This window comes from Armatimonadota bacterium (assembly GCA_013314775.1).
Classification (GTDB): Bacteria; Armatimonadota; Zipacnadia; order Zipacnadales; family JABUFB01; genus JABUFB01.
On record JABUFB010000007.1, the window covers coordinates 115,436 to 132,463 of the forward strand.

Sequence of the window (17,028 nt, forward strand, 5' to 3'; positions counted from 1 at the left end):
TATGGCTTGCGGAGGGTCGTTTCGATGCCGGGGAGCTACTGGTCCGGCCCGATGCCCACGAACTGGGCTGCAAGCTGGACCATCTCCTGGTCCGAAACCTGTGTTACCCGGCCCGATGCGTATTGCTCATCGATGAGTTCCTTGATCTGCTGGACGCCGGGATGATCCTTGGATATACGGGCGTCACCCTCCAGCCGATACCAGACATTGATCCACTGGGCAATCCCGGCGAGGCCGGACTTGTCGGTGACCGCAACCCCCGGCGGACGGTTGAGGATTTTGGCGGTGTCGAAGATGTTGTAGATCTCCTCGTCCTTGTACAGCCCATCGGCGTGGATGCCGGCCTTGGTGACGTTGAAGTTTGCGCCCACGAAGGGTTGGTTATCCGGGATGCACATGCCGATTTCCCGCGCGAAATAGTCGGCGATCTCGGTGATAACCGACAAGTCCATCCCGTCGTTGGTTCCCCGCAGGGCGCAGTACTCGATGGCGAGCGCTTCCACCGGGGTGTTGCCGGTGCGCTCTCCGATGCCCAGACAGGTGCCGTTGGCCACGCCGCATCCGTAGAGCCAGGCAGTGGTAGCGTTGACCAGGCCATTGTAGAAGTCATTGTGCCCGTGCCATTCGAGGCAGTCCGCGGGGACGCCGCCCAGGAAGCGCAGGCCGTAGATGATCCCGCGGACGCTGCGGGGCAATGCGACGCCCGGATAAGTGACGCCAAAGCCCAAGGTGTCGCAGGCGCGCACCTTGATGGGCGTCTTCGCTTCCTCGGACAGCTTCATCAATTCGCGCACGAAGGGGATGACGAAGCCGTAGAAGTCGGCCCGGGTTATGTCCTCGAGATGGCAGCGGGGGATGATGCCCTCCTCCAGAGCCATCTTCACTACCGCCAGGTAGTTGTCCATGGCCTCGGAGCGCTTCATGTTGAGCTTGTGGAAGATGTGGTAGTCGGAGCAGGAGGTGAGCATCCCGGTTTCCTTGATGCCCAACTCGCGCACAAGCTGGAAGTCCTTGCGAGATGCCCGGATCCAGCTCGTGACTTGCGGGAACTCGTAGCCCCGCTCCTGGCAAAGCCGGAGAGCTTCGCGATCGCGCTCAGTGTAAACGAAAAATTCGCAGGCCCGGATGATGCCCTTCGGCCCACTCAGGCGGTTGAGCATGTCATAGATGGCCACGATCTGCGCAGGTGTGAAAGGCGGCCGGGACTGCTGACCGTCGCGGAAGGTGGTGTCGCTGATATAGATCTGCGCCGGCGGGTTCATCGGCACCTGGCGATGGTTGAACACGATGCGCGGCACGTCATGGTAGGGGAACACATCCCTGTATAGCTGTGGCTCGTCCACGTCCTGCAACTCGTAGTGGTAGTATTCCTCCTCCAGGAGATTCGTAGCGGGATTGTAGTGAGGCATGCGCCTTCCTCCAGCCGACGAGATTCGGCCCGGCCAACAGGCGGGCAAAGACGGCAGGTTGCACAAACGACACCGCGCGAGGGACCTGGTGTGCTTGGTGGGGTCGCTGCTGCAAATGGGCGCCAACCGGAAGCGTAAATGTGTTATAGTACTGGCCACGCGATATGTGCCGGATTATAGCACGTATACACAGGAGCCTGCAAAGCACATGTCTTTCCCGACAACGAATATCGGCGGCATCGAGATCTCTCGACTGATGATCGGCAGTAACACTTTCCACGGTTTCTCCCATTTTAGCAGTGCGCGCGATAACTGGCTCCGGCAGCATTTCACACCAGAGCGCATCTACGAGGTCATGCGTTACTGCGCCGAACAGGGCCTGAACGCGACCATCGCTATCCAGCGCAAAGACTACAAAGAGATCATGGAGCAGGTCGAGAAAGACACCGGGGTCCACATCAACTACATCGCCACACCGGCCGGGGCGACGCTGGATGACCTCAAGCGCGGCGTGGATGAGGCCGCCGATCTTGGTTGCGAGTTCTGCTGGCCCCACACAAGCTGGACCGACGTGCGCGTACTCGCCAGCGAGAACCGCATCCACGAGGGCCCTGAGGCGCTGGAGTACATCCGCAAAAAGGGCATGATCCCCGGTTGGAGCACCCACCGTCCGGAGACGGTCATCGTGTCGGATCGCGCCGGCTACGACTGCGCCGGTTATGTGCAGATTTTCAACTCCATCGGGTTCCTGTGCGCCATCGAGACCGACTGGGAGCGCAATATCATCCAGGGAACGCCCAAGCCCGTGGTGAGCATCAAGCCGCTTGGGGCCGGGAGGATCATGCCCCCCACAGGCCTGGCCTTCGTATACGGTAATATCAAACCCATTGATACGGTGGTCATCGGGATGATGAGCGTCCAGGAAGCCGAGGAGGATATCCGCATTGCGCGGCAGTGTATCGAGCAGAGCTGGAGGGGGCCGGAAGTCGAACTGCAGTACACGCGCAGCAAGGCGGCACTGAAGAAGGACTGACTACCGCGCACGGGTGCGAAATGACTGCAAGCGGGGTGTGGGATATGAACGATCGATGGATCTGCAGTGTCTGTGGTTATATCCACAAGGGGCCGGCTCCTCCGGATGCCTGCCCCAGCTGCGGCGCGCCTTTCACGGCCTTCGAGCGCCGTGAGGCGGACCCGAAGCGCCGCTACCGACGCATTCAGATAATCGAAGAGCGCCCCGAGGGCTTCAGGTACCTGATCATCGGCAACAGCGCAGCAGGACGCACCGCGGCCCAGGCGCTTTCGGCGATGGACCCCGATGCCACGATCACGATCCTGTCGGAAGAGCATGTGGGGCTCTACGCCAGGCCCATCCTGCCCGACTTCATCGGCGGTATGGACCGCGAGGATTGCCTGTCAACGGGCGCCCATTTCGACGACGAGGGGCTCGAGATCGTCAAGGGAGTCGTGGCGGAGAGCATCGACCGGGTGGCGAAGACAGTCTCCTGTTCGGACGGCTCGACGTACCCCTACGACGCGCTCCTTCTTGCCACGGGATCAAGCCCGATTCAGATCCCCTGGCCCGGTTCGGACGCGGATGGCATCGCGTACTTCCGCACCTTTGCGGATGCCGAACGCATCGCACAAGCAGCCGGGGATGCGACCCATGCGGTGGTTGTGGGCGGCGGTCTGTTGGGGCTGGAGTTCATTCGGGCCTTCCACATGCGCAAGATACCCACGACGCACCTGGTCAGGGAAGCGCGCATCGGCGCGCCGGCGCTGGATGAGAAAGCCGGGGAGGTCATCGAACGCGCCCTGGCCGGTTGGGGCGTTGAGGTGATCCTGGAGGACGAAGTCGAGAGGTTCGAGTCCAGGGACGGACGAGTTTCGGCGGTCAGAACAAAGGGTGGGAGAACCATTGAGTGCGACCTGGTGGGCGTCGCGGTCGGAGTTAGGCCACGCGTCGATCTTGCGCGCGAAGCCGGACTTGAGGTGGACCGCGGAATCGTCGTGAACCGGCGGTTCCAGACCAGTGACCCATCGATCTACGCCGCTGGCGATGTAGCCCAGGCTTACGACCAGGTCTGGAACGAGAACCGCGTCAACACCTCCTGGCGCAACTCTTCGGAACAGGGTGACTATGCGGGTATCTACATGGCCGGAGGCGAAGGGGAATACCCGGGCGCAGTGGCCGCGAACTTTCAGCTTGCCGCTGGGCTTCCATTCTGCGCCATCGGCATCTCCAATCCCGCCGACGAGAGCGCATTTGAGGTCGAGGTCAGCGTGGATATGGATAAGCGCACGTACCGCAAGCTTGTCCGCCGGGATGGCGTGCTGGTGGGCGCTTGTCTGGTTGGAGACCTGAGCGATTCGAGAAAGATCGAGGACGAGATTCGAGAGAGCACATCACCCATACAGCCCGGCGCGGAGCAGGCTACTCCCGCGCCGAAAGGCCCCAACGAGGGCGAAAACAAGCAAGGCGGCCCCGAACCGCCACAGGAGGAGGCCGGGACCATGCGCAAGATGACGGAAGAGAACGTGAAAGCGGCATTCGCCGGTGAGAGCCAGGCCCATATGAAGTACCTCAACTTCGCGGTGAAGGCCGCAGAGGAGGGCAAGTCCAACGTGGCCCGGCTGTTCCGGGCGGCATCCTTCGCGGAGCAGGTCCATGCGTCCTCGCATCTCGATGTCCTGGGCGGCATCGGCAGTACCGCCGAGAACCTGTCCGAGGCAGCCTATGGGGAAAACTTCGAGGTTGAGGAAATGTACCCGGCTTTCATGATCGTTGCGGAGGACCAGGAAGAGTTCGAGGCTCACCAGAGTTTCGGCAACGCCTATGAGGCAGAAAAGCAGCACCACGAGTTCTATCTGAAGGCCAAGGAAGCTGTGGATGCGGGCCGCGATGTGGACCTGGGCATCATCAACGTCTGCTCGGTATGCGGCTGCACCCTCGAAGGCGAGGCCCCACACAAGTGTCCCGTCTGCGGGGCGAAGAAGGAAAAGTTCGTGCAGTTCTGAGCCCCGTCCAGTACGGCGGTGATACAAGCCCGGCGCGACAGCTGTCGTCGCGCCCGGCTTGGTTTATCGATATTGGACGGATGCTACTCGAACTGGGTCCCCAGCTTGGCTTGGGAGATGACCCACATGTTCTGAACCGCCTCGTCGAGTGTGACCGGGAACTGGGTGCCCTCGCGGATTGCGCTGTAGAGCTCGTCCCATATCGCCCAGGCCTTCGGGTGGCTGGCCTGGATGGTCTCCTCAATCCAAGGGAGCTTCTCCGGGCTGCCGAAACCCTCACCCGGAGTGCCGGGGTCCGCAGTGCGTTCAGGCAGGGCGACGGACGGGTCCAGGTACTTCAGCTGGATTGTGTCGCCGGTGCAGGTGAGGGCGCCGCGGCTGCCCCAGATCAGGTACTCCGGCGCCCCAAGGGCCGCTCCGCCGCTGATTTCCAGGTCCACGATTCGGCCATTCTCGCCCTTGAGAATGATCTTGAGGTGGTCTTCGGCGTCGCCAACGGCCGCGACGCGTTTGAGGTCGCTCCACATGGAGGCGATGGGCGCGCCCAGCAGCTGGCAGGCGTGGTCCACGATGTGCGGACCCCAGTTGAGAAGCTGTCCGCCGCCGAACTCCATGATGGTCTGCCAGTCGTCGCGGCGCTGGTAGCTGACCCGGGCCAGCTTCACCTCATGCACATCGCCCAGTTTGCCCGAAGCGATAATCTCGCGGATCACGAGGAACGCCGGTTCGAAGCGCCGGTTGTGCCGCACGAAGAGCTTCGAGCCGGTGCGCTCGGAGGTGGCCCGCAGGCTCTTAGCCTCCTCGAAAGTCAGGCACATGGGCTTTTCCATGAAGACCATCTTACCGGCTTCGAGGGCCATGATGCCGTGAGCGTAGTGGTCATTTGAGCGGGTGGCGATGTCCACCAGTTCCACTTCGGGATCATTGATGAGGTCGCGCACGCTCTCGTAGCTGCGTCCGCCGTAAGTCTCCTCGAAGCGCTTGCAGCGCTCGGGGATGATGTCGCAGGCGGCCACAAGCGTGAACTTGTCGGTCTTGCCCTCAAGCTCCTTGCAGTGCATCCCCCAACCCGCGCGTCCCAGGCCGACGAGACCAATCCTGATGGGCTCTGACAATGTGCTCACCTTCCGAGCGGACCTTGAGAAGCCCGCGTGATTAGCTGCCCAGCTCTTCGTCTGTCCAATTCGCCGCTACTGCGCTCCGTCCTCCAGCCATTCCAGTGTGAATCGCGCGAAAGTCAGGCTCTCATAGGGGTGGTGCTCGCCGCGTTCATACAGGCAGGCGAAGGTTCCGTCGGCAAGTCGCGCCAGGCACGGGTAGGCGGAATGGCCGGGAAAGAGAACCTTCTCGATGGGCCAGGTCTGCCCTTCGTCACGGCTGGCGCGGATGGTTTCATTGGTGCGCTTGAGACTGGCGCAGTTGGCGAAGAGCCAGAGCGGGCCCTGGGGCGTATCCGTAGCTATCAAACTTGCGTCGCATACCGGCTCTAGCAGCCTTTCATCCAGGACCGGATCGGACCAGGACTGTCCGCCGTCGTCGCTCCAGGCAATAGCGCGCCGGTTTGTCCCGCTATTGGTCCGCATGTTCAGGCACAGTCGACCGCCGGTGGTTTCCACCACCTCGCACTCGTTGCAGTCCTTGAAGAGGGGACGGATGGTCGGGCCCGGGGTCCAGGTGATGCCGCCGTCATCGCTGAAGATCACGCCGGAACGGTATTCCTGGGTCTCTTTGCCCATCTCGCCGCCCATGTACCACATGGGGATGACCAGACGGCCGGAACGGGTCTGAATGCCGTTCCCCGGGCCGGTTGCTACGCGGGTCCAGTCGAAGTCCACCTGCCTGACCTGATTCGTGATCTCCTGCAGCGGCGAGAAGTTTGCGCCCTCATCAGCGCTTCGCATCAAGAATACACGCTGGTTGTTTCGGCACAGGAGCAGGATCACATCGCCCGACTTCCTGTCCTGCACCGGGCAGGGGTTGCCCATGGTGTTGCGCTCGTCGTCGGCGAGCACTTGCATGGGGCCCCAGGTCTCTCCATTGTCAAGGCTGCGTTTGAGCACCATGTCGATGTTGCCGAAGTCCGCAGAGCTCTCGCGCCGGGCCTCGCAGAAAGCCAGGATCGTGCCTTTCGCGGTGACCAGCAGAGACGGGATGCGGAAGGTGTGTGTGTCTTCCGTGCCCGATACGAATAGGGGACGCTCGCGCGGAAGCAAGGCGGTCTTGCGGTCCAGTTCGTCCAGCGTAAAGTGCCACGCGGCAACAGAGTGCTTCTCGCCCTCGGCCAGGACAATGTATGTGGTGGTCACCAGTGTGCCGTCCGACAGGAGTTCCAGGCCGGGGTAGCCGAGGTCGTACTTCACGGGGCTGTTGTAGAACCGCACTCGATACTGGCCTTCACGCAGGTTGACCAGGTCCTCATAGGTGCCCACCCACCCCACGAAGTCGCCCGCGGTAGGGCTGGTCTGGGCGACGTCGCGGAATGTCATCACCAGTCGGCCATCGGCAGCATAGCGGGGCATGTGGCGGTCCCCGGTGAGGCTCGCGGGAAGCTCCACGGGCCTGCTCCACGTCTCGCCCTCGTCATCGGTGACGCAGAGCATGGAATTGTAGCGGCGCGCGTTTTCGCGCATGACCATGGCGATCTGTCGGCCGTCGGGTGACACAACGAGCGCGGGCTCGCACAGGTCGGCGCCTTCGAACTCGGCGATCATTCGCTCGGGGCCCCAGGTGAGGCCGCCGTCCTCGGAGACGCTCTGCCAGATGGTGAGCGGGGAGCGGTCGCAATCATTGGGTCCGCGGTGATAGACGCACAGGTGCCGCCCCCCGGATATAGGGACGATGGTGATGGGCGCCACCACGCAATGCAGGCCGTTGGGCTCCAGCGGCGTCCACGTCTTCCCAAGATCGAGAGACACCGACTGCCTCATGGCCCCGTTGCCTTCCATCATCAGGAGACGCTCCACGCCGTCGGGACCGATGATGCGGTGCAGGCATGGGCAGTTAGTGGCTGTGGCCCAGTTGTCGGGCACCGGAAGTCGTTCGCTCCAGGTGCGGCCGCCGTCATCGCTGCGTTTCAAGACCGCCGAAGGGCCGCCATGACCCAGCGGGTAGGTGCAGTAGATGGTCTTGCCGTCGGCAAGGAGCACAGTGGTAGGGTGGCCCAGATACTGGCCTTCAATGCGCTCCACAACTGTCAGGCGGTGCTTCTCGGTGGACAGATCAATGGTGGGAATGGTGTAGTTGGTGGGCTGGGTGCGCGGCGGGGGGAGCGGCCGGATATCACCCGTCGCCGAGAAATGGGTAACGCGCATGAGGCTGCGCCAGGGCCTGAGCCCGAACTGGCCGAAGGGCCTGTTGCCGCTGAACTGCACCGCTCGCACCAGGGCGCCGTCGATGAGGAACCGCAACCGGTCACCCTCGCGAACGGCTTCGAAGACGAAGGGCACGCCGTTGCGGACAACATTCTGGATACCCTCGGCGAACTGGGTACCCGGGCCGAAAACCGGGCCGCTGAAGAACATCTGTCCGGTAGCGCCCTCAAAGCCAAAATGGCTCTTTCCGTCGATGACGAAGCTGGCAGCGCTCTTGTCAAGGTCGAAGATGGTCAACTCCGCGCGAATGCGGAAGTCGCCGCAGCCCAGGGCATTGCCTGCCCAGAGAACATTGTTCACGCCCTGCAGTTCGAGGTAATCGCCGCCGCGCACCCAGGGGCGGCCTTCCTCCCGCACACAGACTGGCTTGCCGGCATCCACGAACACGGCGCTGCTTGCGGCAGTTCCGCTCACGGTGGAGTTCCCCCTGAGAGGCTGAGGTTGGGCGGCGCAAGTCACTGTCACGGCAAAGAGCGCCGCAACCAGCGCGGCGCTCGGGAGACCGGGGAGATGGCTGTTCATGGCTCCAGTCTCGTTCCCATGGGCTGGCGCACGGAAGCTCCGGGCGCTACTGGCCTTCTCCGGTGAGAGCCTCGAACCCCGATACGATGTCGAGTATCTCCTCGGTGATCGTGGTCTGGCGGATGTGGTGGTACTCCGCTGAGAGTTCGGCCAGGCGTTCTTCGATATTCCGATCTGCCGCCTGCATTGAAGCGAGACGTGCGGCGTTCTCGCTGGCCTGTGATTCTGTGGCAGCACGGTAGAGTGAGACCACCAGATGCTGCTCCACGGTGGCCGCGAAGAGCATGTCCCAGTCCATCGTGAATATGGGCACACACCGCGAGGGCCACTCGTCGGCCTTCAGGAGCCCGAGCCATTCGCTGTCCAGAGGCAGCAGGTTCATGGTTCGCGCGCGGTAGGAGGCCGATGACAGCAGCATATTGTGGCAGAGCACGACCCGATCAATGCCCCGCTCAGTCCGCCAGTCCTGGATGATGTGCAGCAGCCTGCCTACCAGCGGCGCTGTGCCCTGGAGGGATGCGGGGGTCGGCAAGAGCGCCTCGGGCACCAGCCCTTCATCCTCAAGGCGCGATGCGGCCCGCGACCCGACACAGACCAGCGCGGGTTCGGCGTCCGGGCTGAGGCTCCGGGCCTCAAGAACACTGTGGTGGACGATCTCCTCGTTGAACTGTCCGCACATGCCCTGGTCGGAGCCGAAGACCACGATGCCCGGGATTCTACTTCGCGACCGATTCTCTACGTAGGCTCCCGGCGGTCGGTTGCGCAGCAGGGCATGCAGGGCCAGCTTCACCGTGCGGTTGTACTCCGCAAGGGCGCGGACGGACGCGTGCATCTCGTTCATCTTCACAGCCGCCAGGGCCTTCATCGTCTTGACCACGGAATGAAGGTCCTGGGCCGTGCGTATTTTGCGCTTCAGTTCCTGGGCGGTGGCCATCTGCGCTCCCGGCGTCAGTTCGCTTCGATGACGTGATCGTGCCCGCCCAATCCCTCGCGGTCCTGGGGCCGGCAGTCACTCTCCGTTTTCATTCATCGTCTCGTGGCTGTTTCTCGAGCACCTGTCGGGCTGCGCTCACTATGCTTGCCGTGTCTTGATCGGTCAGCCTGTCACCCCGCCGGATACGCTTGCACAGCTCGGGCAGTTGAGTTACCACTGCGCGGCGGATCGCCTGCTCGGCATCCGCGATACCGTCCAGGGGGATTCCGTCCAGCACGCCGCGGGTGACGCAGACCAGCACAGCGATCTGCTCCTCCACGGGGACGGGCGCGTACTGGGGCTGTTTGAGTGCCTCGCGCACCCGCCGGCCGCGTTCCAGTGTGCGGCGGGTGTCCTCATCGAGACGGGTTCCGAAGCGGGCGAAGGTCTCGAGTTCCTCGAACTGCGAGTAGGACAGGCGCAGTTCGCCGGAGATGTCCTTGAAGGCCGCCAGTTGAGCCTTGCCACCAACCCGGGATACGGATGTCCCCACATCCACGGCGGGGAGAAACCCCTTCTGGAACAGGTCGGGGGACAGATAGATCTGCCCGTCGGTGATGGAGATGAGGTTGGTCGGGATGTATGCGGCCACATTCTGCGCTTCCGTCTCGACGATGGGCAGAGCGGTGAGTGAGCCGCCGCCATACTCGGGACGCAAGCGAGTGGAGCGTTCCAGCAGTCGGGAGTGGATGTAGAAGATGTCCCCGGGGAAGGCCTCGCGTCCCGGCGGCCGGCGCAGGAGCAGGGACAGCTCGCGGTAAGCCCTGGAGTGGCGCGTCAGGTCGTCGTAGATCACCAGCACGTCGCGGCCTGTCTCCATGAAATACTCGCCCATGGTGGTCGCCGCATAGGGCGCGACGTACTGCAGGCCGGGGGGGTCTTCGCCGGAGGCCATGACCACCAGGCAGTAGCCCATACCCCCGCGAGCCTGCAGATCGGCCACGAACCGCGCCACCGCCGCGGTGCGTTGGCCGATGGCGCAATAGATGCACAGGACGCCGGTGTCTTTCTGGTTGATGATGGTGTCCAGCGCGATCGCGGACTTCCCGGTCTGGCGGTCGCCCAGGATCAGTTCGCGCTGGCCCCTTCCCACGGGGATCAGCGCGTCAATGGCCTTGATTCCGGTCTGCAGGGGTACGGAGACAGGGGCACGGTGCATGATCGGCGGGGCTTCGCGCTCCACCAGCCGGTGCTCCAGGGCCTGCAGCGGCCTTCCGCCGTCGCGGGGCCTGCCCAGGGGGTCGATGACTCGCCCCAGCAGGCTTTCTCCAACGGGAACATCCAGCAGGCGCCCGGTTCGGCGGACCTCATCGCCCGCGCGGATCTGCTCGCTGTCATCCAGCAGGATGACGCCGACCTCGTCAGGGTCAAGGTTGAACGCCATGCCCATGCGGCGGCCGGGGAAGCGCACCAATTCCTCGGACTCCACGCTTGGAAGTCCGTCCACCCGGGCAACTCCCTGGCCCACCTGGGTCACGATGCCGATCTCCAGCGATTCCAGTTCCGGGCGCGATCGCTCGACGACCTCCCCTATCACGTCGTCGGTGCTCTCGATGACCATGTCGAGGAATCGCTCAGGCCGCGTCTCGCCACCGGTCATTGCTCGCCTCCAGGCTTCTCGGGCGCGCCTTCAGCCGTGGTCTCGCTCGCGACAGGGGTTTCATCCATGAGCCGCAGGATCTCCTCCTCGAGGGTGGTCAGGTAGCTGTCCACGCTCCAGACGACCTTTCGCCCGTCGGTGCGCAGTTCCAGGCCGCAGATGAGGTCCGGGGACGTCTCGAAGGACAGGGTGACATCCTCCCCGAAACGCTCGGCAATGAGTCGCTCGAGCATTTTGCGGTCGCTGTCATTCAGCTCGAAAGCGCTGACAAGGCGTGCATGTCCGCTGCGGACCATACGCTCGGACAGTTCGGCGACGGTGTTCTGCTCAAGTTGGCTTATCCGTTGTGCGAACAGGGCGGTTACCCTGCTTTCCAGTTCAGCGTCGGCCATCTCCTTGAGTGCTCTACGGGCGATCTCCACCACCTGCAGACCAGCGCGGCGACGTATCTCCCGGACGAACGCTGAACGCTCGCGTTCCATGGCCTGCTGCCAGCGCAGAGCGGCGCGGTCGGCCTCCTCACGCGCACGGTCAAGCAGTTCGGCCCTGCGCCTTTCCGCCTGTTCCTCAGCCGCTTCGATTATTCCACGGGTCTGTTCGTCAAGCTCCCGGCGCTTCTGTTCGTACTCTTCCCGGGCGCTGTCAGCCTTCTCGGCTTTCGCGCGGGCCTCGTCCAGTCTGGCGCTGATGAGCGCCTGCCGCTCCTCCATCATCCGCACAATGGGGCCGTAGAGGAAACGCTTGAGGAGCGCCACCAGGATGAGGAAGTTGACGATCTGTGCGATGAAAGTGAACGTGTCTATCTGCATGGCTTAGCCGCCTGTGAAGTGTTTCCAGAACGGGTTGGCAAAGAGCAGGATCATGGCGATGACGAAGGCGTAGATGCCGGTGGACTCCACCATCGCCATGCCCACGAAGAGAGTGCGGGTGATGCGGTCGGCCTCGTCCGGCTGCTGCGCAATTGCCTGCAGGGCAGATGCCAGCGCGCGACCTTCCCCGATGCCGGGGCCAATCGCGCCCAGACCCATGACGATGCCTGCTGACAGGGCGGAAGCAAAGGCGACCATTTCGCTGCCTTCCAACTCAACCATCTCCTTTGGGTTCGTCGTCCCGGCGGCGTTCGTGGGCCCGGGTGGCCGAACCGATGTACACCATTGCGAGAATCGAGAATATATACGCCTGGACAGCGCCGGTCAGCAGTCCGAGGGCGTGTGCGAGGATGGGAACGAAAAGCGGCGCGATCAACAGGAGGATGCCTCCGATCATTGACCCGCTCATCGCGTTGCCGAACAACCTGACCGCCAACGCCAGGGTGCGCGAGAGTTCGCCGAAGATATTGAAGGGCAGCATCACCACGGTTGGCTCGAGGTACTGGCGCAGATAGCCTCGAAGGCCCTGCTTGCTGATCCCGTGGATGGGCACGGCCACAAAGACGCACGCGGCCAAGGCGGCCGTTGTCGTGAGCGACCCGGTCGGGGCCTGGTAGCCCGGGATGACCGAGAGCAAGTTGCAGGTCAGGATGAAGAGGAAAAGCGTTCCGATGAATGGCAGGTAAGGGGCGGGGTCCTGCCGGCTGACCTCGCGGATCTGCGCTTGCATGGCGCCGACAATGACTTCCAGCATGTTCTGGCCGGGGCTCATCTCTGCCTCGGGAGTGAGACGCCGCGTGATCAGCCACGAGCCGACGACCAGCAGGGCCATCACCGCCCAGGTGAAGACGAGAGTGGCGCTGATAGTGATGGCGCCGCTCTGCCAGAAGATGACGTCATCGGGAGTCACCTGCACGCTGCTCACCTCCGCACTAAATGCGATCTCGCGCTTGCGGCGAGAGTCTCTCCGCGAGTAGCCTCACCATCACGACGCGGGCCACCACAAAACCTGCCAGGCAGGCCGCAAGCCCCTGCCACGTTCCGCCGGATGCGAAAACGAACCCGGCCGCAACCGCGACGTTCCTCACCAGGAAGCTGAACAGCACCAGCATGCCCGGCGAATCCTGGGACGTGATCTTGCGCACCGTCCACCACAGGCCGACGAAGTAGGCGGCGCCCAGTGCCAGCCCGGCCACGGCGGCCAGCCCGATCCGCAGGAGATCAATCATCCAGATCATGCCCGTCATCGCCGCGGTCTTCATCTTCCCGCGAGCGTTCGATGATTTCCCGTTCGCGGCTGATCCAGTACCAGGCGTTCATGCAGCCGACCATGAGCCCTCCCGCCAGGAGCATGAGGGTCCAGGAGAACCGACTGGGAAAGCGGCTGTCCAGCCATAGCCCGATGGCGATGCCCATGAGCGTGGGTATGCTCACCGACCAGCCCACTAGTCCGAACATCCCCAGCCCGAACCAAAGGCTCTCCTGCCGGTGTCTGCGGGCCCAGAGCTTCCGCTCTTGCTTGCGGGCAACCACATCGGTGAATGACGCGTCCTCCTTGTGACGTCCGGGTTCATCGTTCATGCCCGGCATCTCCCAGTTCGCGCAGTCCCCGTACGAGACTTGTGGTGAGCTTCGACAGGGCGGCGCGCATGGATGCTTCGCGTTCCTGCATTTCGGCGGCTTCCTTCTGCACCAGGGCGCGAAGGCTTTCGAGATCATCGCCCGGGATCGCCTCCCGGCTGGAGATCGTGACCTCCTCGCCCGCCTTGACCAGCAGGCCTTCATTGACCGCCACGAAATGCTCCTCCCCGTCGCGCGTGTGGTATGACAGTATCCCGGGCGCCAGCGCCGAGACGAAATCGATATGGAGCGGCAGCAGGCAGAAGGATCCGTTGAGGGCCTCGGCGATCACCTTTGTGACCTCTTCCTCCACCAGCACCCGCGTTGGCACCAGGACCCTAAGCAACATCTTTCTCGGCCTCGTCAATATCGCCGATCATGTACAGCACCCTTTCGGGGCGGTCGCTGAACTCGTCGTTGAGTATCCGCTGGCAGCCTTCGAGAGCGTTCTCAAGCGCCACGAAGCGGCCCTCCATGCCGGTGAACTGGGTGGTCGTGAAAAAAGGCTGCGTCAGGAAGCGCTCCAGTCGCCGGGCGCGGTATACCGTGCGCCGGTCACGTTCTGACAGCTCCTCCAGCCCCAGCATGGCGATGATGTCCTTGAGCTCCTCGTACGTCGCCAGAGTTGCGCGGATCGCCTGAGCGGTCTCGTAGTGATGCTTGCCCACCCCGATGGGCGTCAGCATGTTGGAAGTCGAATCGAGCGGGTCGATGGCGGGGTAGAGGCCCTCGCGTGCCCGCTTGCGCGACAGCACGATCGATGCCGACAGGTGCCCGAAGGTGTGAACGGCGGCAGGGTCCGTAAAGTCGTCGGCGGGAACGTAGACTGCCTGGATCGAGGTGATCGCGCCGGCGCGGGTGTTGCAGATGCGCTCCTCAAGTTCTGCCAGATCGGTGGCGAGGGTGGGCTGGTATCCCACGCGCGAGGGCAACTGGCCCATGAGTCCGGAGACTTCCTGGCCCGCCTGGATGAACCGGAAGATATTGTCGATCAGCAGGAGCACATCCTGGCGCTCCCGGTCACGGAAGTGCTCAGCCATGGTGAGTGCGGCATGGCCGACTCGGAACCGGGCGCCCGGTGGCTCATTCATCTGGCCGAAAACCATCACCGTGTTGTCCAGCACTCCCGCGTCCTTCAGTTCGCGGTACAGTTCTTCCGCCTCGCGGCAGCGCTCGCCGATACCGCAGAAGATGCTGACGCCCCGGTGCTGCTCCACGATATTGTGGATGAGTTCGGTGATGAGCACCGTCTTGCCCACACCTGCTCCACCGAAAAGCCCGGCCTTCCCGCCACGTTCCAGTGGCGCGAGGATGTCGATAGCCTTGATCCCGGTCAGGAAAGGTTCGGAGCGCGTAGCCTGGTCCGCCAAGCTCACGGGGGACTGATGTATTGAACGCTGCTCGAAGCCCTCGAGATCGCCGCCACCGTCGATCACGTCTCCGAACACATTGAAGGCCCGGCCCAGCAGTTGCGCTCCTACCGGGACCGTGATCGGTTCGCCGGTATCCACCACTTTGGCCCCGCGCTGCAGCCCCTGGGTGAGCGTCAGAGCGATGCCCCGGATCGTGTCCGAAGAAACATGCGCAGCAACTTCAATCACGATGTGACCACGGTCTCCTGCTATCAGCCTGGTTCTAAGTGGGGGAATTCGGTGGGGAAACCGCACGTCTACAACGCTGCCACGGACGCGCAGGACGCTACCGATGTTTTCCGGGCCGTTTCTCTCATGCGATATCATGGAATCACAGCGCACAGGGCGCGCGCAAATACCTCCGGCTGTGAGTCTGCCCGACGACACAGTTCGCCGCCGTCCGCTCTATCCCCTTCACAGGGAGGAGGTTCGCCTGCGGCAAGGAAACCACAATGCACAAAGACGCACCAAGACGCGGTGCGCCCGGTGCGTTGTAGTGCACATATCCTGAACACCTCGCCGTCCGAAAGAGGTCCGTATTTCGATGCGACGCGTATTGTTGCTGTATTTCGTGGCACTTCTACCGTTGCTTTCGACACTGCCGGGGGCGGCTGATGTCAGGCTCCCGGCCATCCTTGGTGACAACATGGTCCTTCAGCGGGATCTGCCCATCCGCCTGTGGGGTTGGGCCGATCCGGGGGAGGTCATCTCTGTCTCTTTGAACGGCTGCGCTGCCCAGGTCACGACTGCCGCCGATGGCACCTGGAAGACCAGTCTTGCAGCGATGAAGGCCGGAGGTCCGTACACACTGACGTTCGCGGGCAAGAGCACCATCGCCCTGAAGAACATCATGATCGGCGAGGTCTGGGTCTGTTCGGGGCAGTCGAACATGGCTTGGGTCGTGCGCAACAGCACCAATAACGTGGCCGAAGAACTGGAGGCCGACCATCCCAACCTTCGGCTCTTTACCGTGAGCCGGGTCACCTCCGACAAGCCGCTGGATGACGTCAAGGGCCGCTGGGATGTGTGCACTCCCGAGACCGTGCCGGGGTTCTCGGCGGTGGCGTACTTCTTTGGCCGCGACCTGCACAAAGCCCTCGGCGTGCCCGTGGGACTGATCAACACTTCCTGGGGTGGCACTCCTGCGGAAGCGTGGACCAGCCTGCCCGCGCTCCAGGCCGTCCCGGAATTGAAGCCGATTCTCGACCGCTGGGATGCCATGCTCGCGAACTACCCGGCGGCATTGGAGAAGTACAACAAGGAGACCATCCCCGCCTGGGAAAAGGCCGCTGCCGATGCGAAAGCTCAAGGCAAGGCCGCACCTCGCAAGCCCACCCCTCCCATGGGGGCCGACAGCCCCCACCGTCCCGCGAATCTATACAATGCCATGATCGCGCCGCTGCTGAACTACGGTATCCGCGGGGCCATCTGGTACCAGGGCGAGTCCAACGCAGGGCGGGCCTACCAGTACCGCACGCTCTTCGCGGAGATGATCAAGAACTGGCGGGCTGACTGGGGGATCGGAGACTTCCCCTTCGGCTTCGTTCAGCTTGCCAATTACATGGCCGTGGAGCCCCAGCCGGCCAACAGCGCCTGGGCGGAGCTTCGCGAAGCCCAGACTATGGCCTTGAGCTTGCCGAACACCGGCATGGCGGTGACCATCGAGATCGGCGAAGCCAATGATATCCACCCCAAGAATAAGCAGGACGTGGGCAAGCGCCTGAGCATGTGGGCCCTGGGCGCCGTCTATGGGAAGGACGTGGCCTTCTCCAGCCCCCTGTACGACTCCATGAGCGTGGAGGGCGACAAGATCCGCATACGCTTCAAATACGCTTTCAATGGCCTGATGACCCCCGCCTGTGCGCCGGTCAACGGGTTCGCCATTGCCGGAGAGGACCGGAAGTTCTATTGGGCTGACGCAGTTATCGAGGGTGATACGGTGGTTGTCTCCTCGAAGACCGTACCGAAGCCGGTCGCCGTGCGCTACGGTTGGGGGAATAACCCTGTCTGCAACCTGTACAGTGGCGCGGGCCTGCCCGCATCGCCATTCAGGACAGACGACTGGCCCGGTGTGACCATCAACAACAAGTGACGGATAGCGGTGACAAGACGCATTCACGGCGCCCTGCGATCGGCCATTGTCGCCGCGCGTCTGTCATGTGCAATACACCAGGACGGGGCTGGTCGACAAACTCTGGTTTATGTGGATTTTGGCTCAACGAAAGCTCTGGCAT

General features: G+C 63.1%; 15 protein-coding genes. 3 read left to right on the top strand and 12 right to left on the bottom strand.

The window, feature by feature from the left end; all coding sequences use genetic code 11:
- Positions 1 to 35: 35 nt before the first annotated feature.
- Positions 36 to 1,409, bottom strand: a complete 1,374-nt coding sequence (locus HPY44_07415) for a 2-isopropylmalate synthase (GenBank protein ID NSW55822.1) — start codon at positions 1,407 to 1,409, stop codon at positions 36 to 38.
- A 208-nt stretch (positions 1,410 to 1,617) separates the two neighbouring features.
- Here HPY44_07415 and HPY44_07420 point away from each other — a divergent pair, with 208 nt between their 5' ends.
- Complete coding sequence (locus tag HPY44_07420) at positions 1,618 to 2,442, top strand: hypothetical protein (GenBank protein NSW55823.1); 825 nt, start codon at positions 1,618 to 1,620, stop codon at positions 2,440 to 2,442.
- 44 nt (positions 2,443 to 2,486) lie between these two features.
- Positions 2,487 to 4,427, top strand: a complete 1,941-nt coding sequence (locus HPY44_07425) for an FAD-dependent oxidoreductase (GenBank protein NSW55824.1) — start codon at positions 2,487 to 2,489, stop codon at positions 4,425 to 4,427.
- A gap of 83 nt (positions 4,428 to 4,510) precedes the next feature.
- On the opposite strand, the gene HPY44_07430 is transcribed toward HPY44_07425, so the two are convergent.
- The 11 genes from HPY44_07430 to HPY44_07480 all read right to left on the bottom strand — a co-directional run bounded on the left by HPY44_07430 (position 4,511) and on the right by HPY44_07480 (position 15,121).
- On the bottom strand, positions 4,511 to 5,542 hold the full coding sequence (locus HPY44_07430) for a Gfo/Idh/MocA family oxidoreductase (GenBank protein NSW55825.1): 1,032 nt from the start codon (positions 5,540 to 5,542) through the stop codon (positions 4,511 to 4,513).
- A gap of 75 nt (positions 5,543 to 5,617) precedes the next feature.
- Positions 5,618 to 8,320, bottom strand: a complete 2,703-nt coding sequence (locus HPY44_07435; protein ID NSW55826.1) for an exo-alpha-sialidase — start codon at positions 8,318 to 8,320, stop codon at positions 5,618 to 5,620.
- Positions 8,321 to 8,366: 46 nt separating this feature from the next.
- Positions 8,367 to 9,254 (bottom strand): F0F1 ATP synthase subunit gamma, encoded by an 888-nt coding sequence (locus tag HPY44_07440; protein ID NSW55827.1) that lies wholly within the window; start codon positions 9,252 to 9,254, stop codon positions 8,367 to 8,369.
- Between the two features lie 88 nt (positions 9,255 to 9,342).
- Positions 9,343 to 10,854 (bottom strand): alternate F1F0 ATPase, F1 subunit alpha, encoded by a 1,512-nt coding sequence (locus tag HPY44_07445; protein ID NSW55828.1) that lies wholly within the window; start codon positions 10,852 to 10,854, stop codon positions 9,343 to 9,345.
- A gap of 35 nt (positions 10,855 to 10,889) precedes the next feature.
- Positions 10,890 to 11,702, bottom strand: coding sequence for a F0F1 ATP synthase subunit delta (locus HPY44_07450; GenBank protein NSW55829.1), 813 nt, complete (start codon positions 11,700 to 11,702; stop codon positions 10,890 to 10,892).
- Positions 11,703 to 11,705: 3 nt separating this feature from the next.
- Positions 11,706 to 11,984: a F0F1 ATP synthase subunit C gene (locus HPY44_07455; GenBank protein ID NSW55830.1), complete on the bottom strand. Its 279-nt coding sequence runs from the start codon at positions 11,982 to 11,984 to the stop codon at positions 11,706 to 11,708.
- Complete coding sequence (locus HPY44_07460) at positions 11,977 to 12,678, bottom strand: F0F1 ATP synthase subunit A (GenBank protein NSW55831.1); 702 nt, start codon at positions 12,676 to 12,678, stop codon at positions 11,977 to 11,979. Before HPY44_07460 ends, HPY44_07455 begins: the two co-directional genes overlap by 8 nt.
- A 16-nt stretch (positions 12,679 to 12,694) precedes the next feature.
- Positions 12,695 to 12,991 carry an ATP synthase subunit I gene (locus HPY44_07465; protein NSW55832.1) on the bottom strand — a complete coding sequence of 99 codons (297 nt, stop codon included), beginning with the start codon at positions 12,989 to 12,991 and terminating at the stop codon, positions 12,695 to 12,697.
- Positions 12,984 to 13,343: an AtpZ/AtpI family protein gene (locus tag HPY44_07470; protein ID NSW55833.1), complete on the bottom strand. Its 360-nt coding sequence runs from the start codon at positions 13,341 to 13,343 to the stop codon at positions 12,984 to 12,986. Before HPY44_07470 ends, HPY44_07465 begins: the two co-directional genes overlap by 8 nt.
- On the bottom strand, positions 13,333 to 13,731 hold the full coding sequence (locus tag HPY44_07475) for a F0F1 ATP synthase subunit epsilon (protein ID NSW55834.1): 399 nt from the start codon (positions 13,729 to 13,731) through the stop codon (positions 13,333 to 13,335). Before HPY44_07475 ends, HPY44_07470 begins: the two co-directional genes overlap by 11 nt.
- Positions 13,721 to 15,121, bottom strand: a complete 1,401-nt coding sequence (locus HPY44_07480) for a F0F1 ATP synthase subunit beta (GenBank protein ID NSW55835.1) — start codon at positions 15,119 to 15,121, stop codon at positions 13,721 to 13,723. Before HPY44_07480 ends, HPY44_07475 begins: the two co-directional genes overlap by 11 nt.
- A 217-nt stretch (positions 15,122 to 15,338) precedes the next feature.
- On the opposite strand from HPY44_07480, the gene HPY44_07485 reads away from it, so the two are divergent.
- A complete protein-coding gene (locus HPY44_07485) occupies positions 15,339 to 16,886 on the top strand; it encodes a sialate O-acetylesterase (protein NSW55836.1) in 1,548 nt (515 codons plus the stop codon).
- Positions 16,887 to 17,028 lie beyond the last annotated feature (142 nt).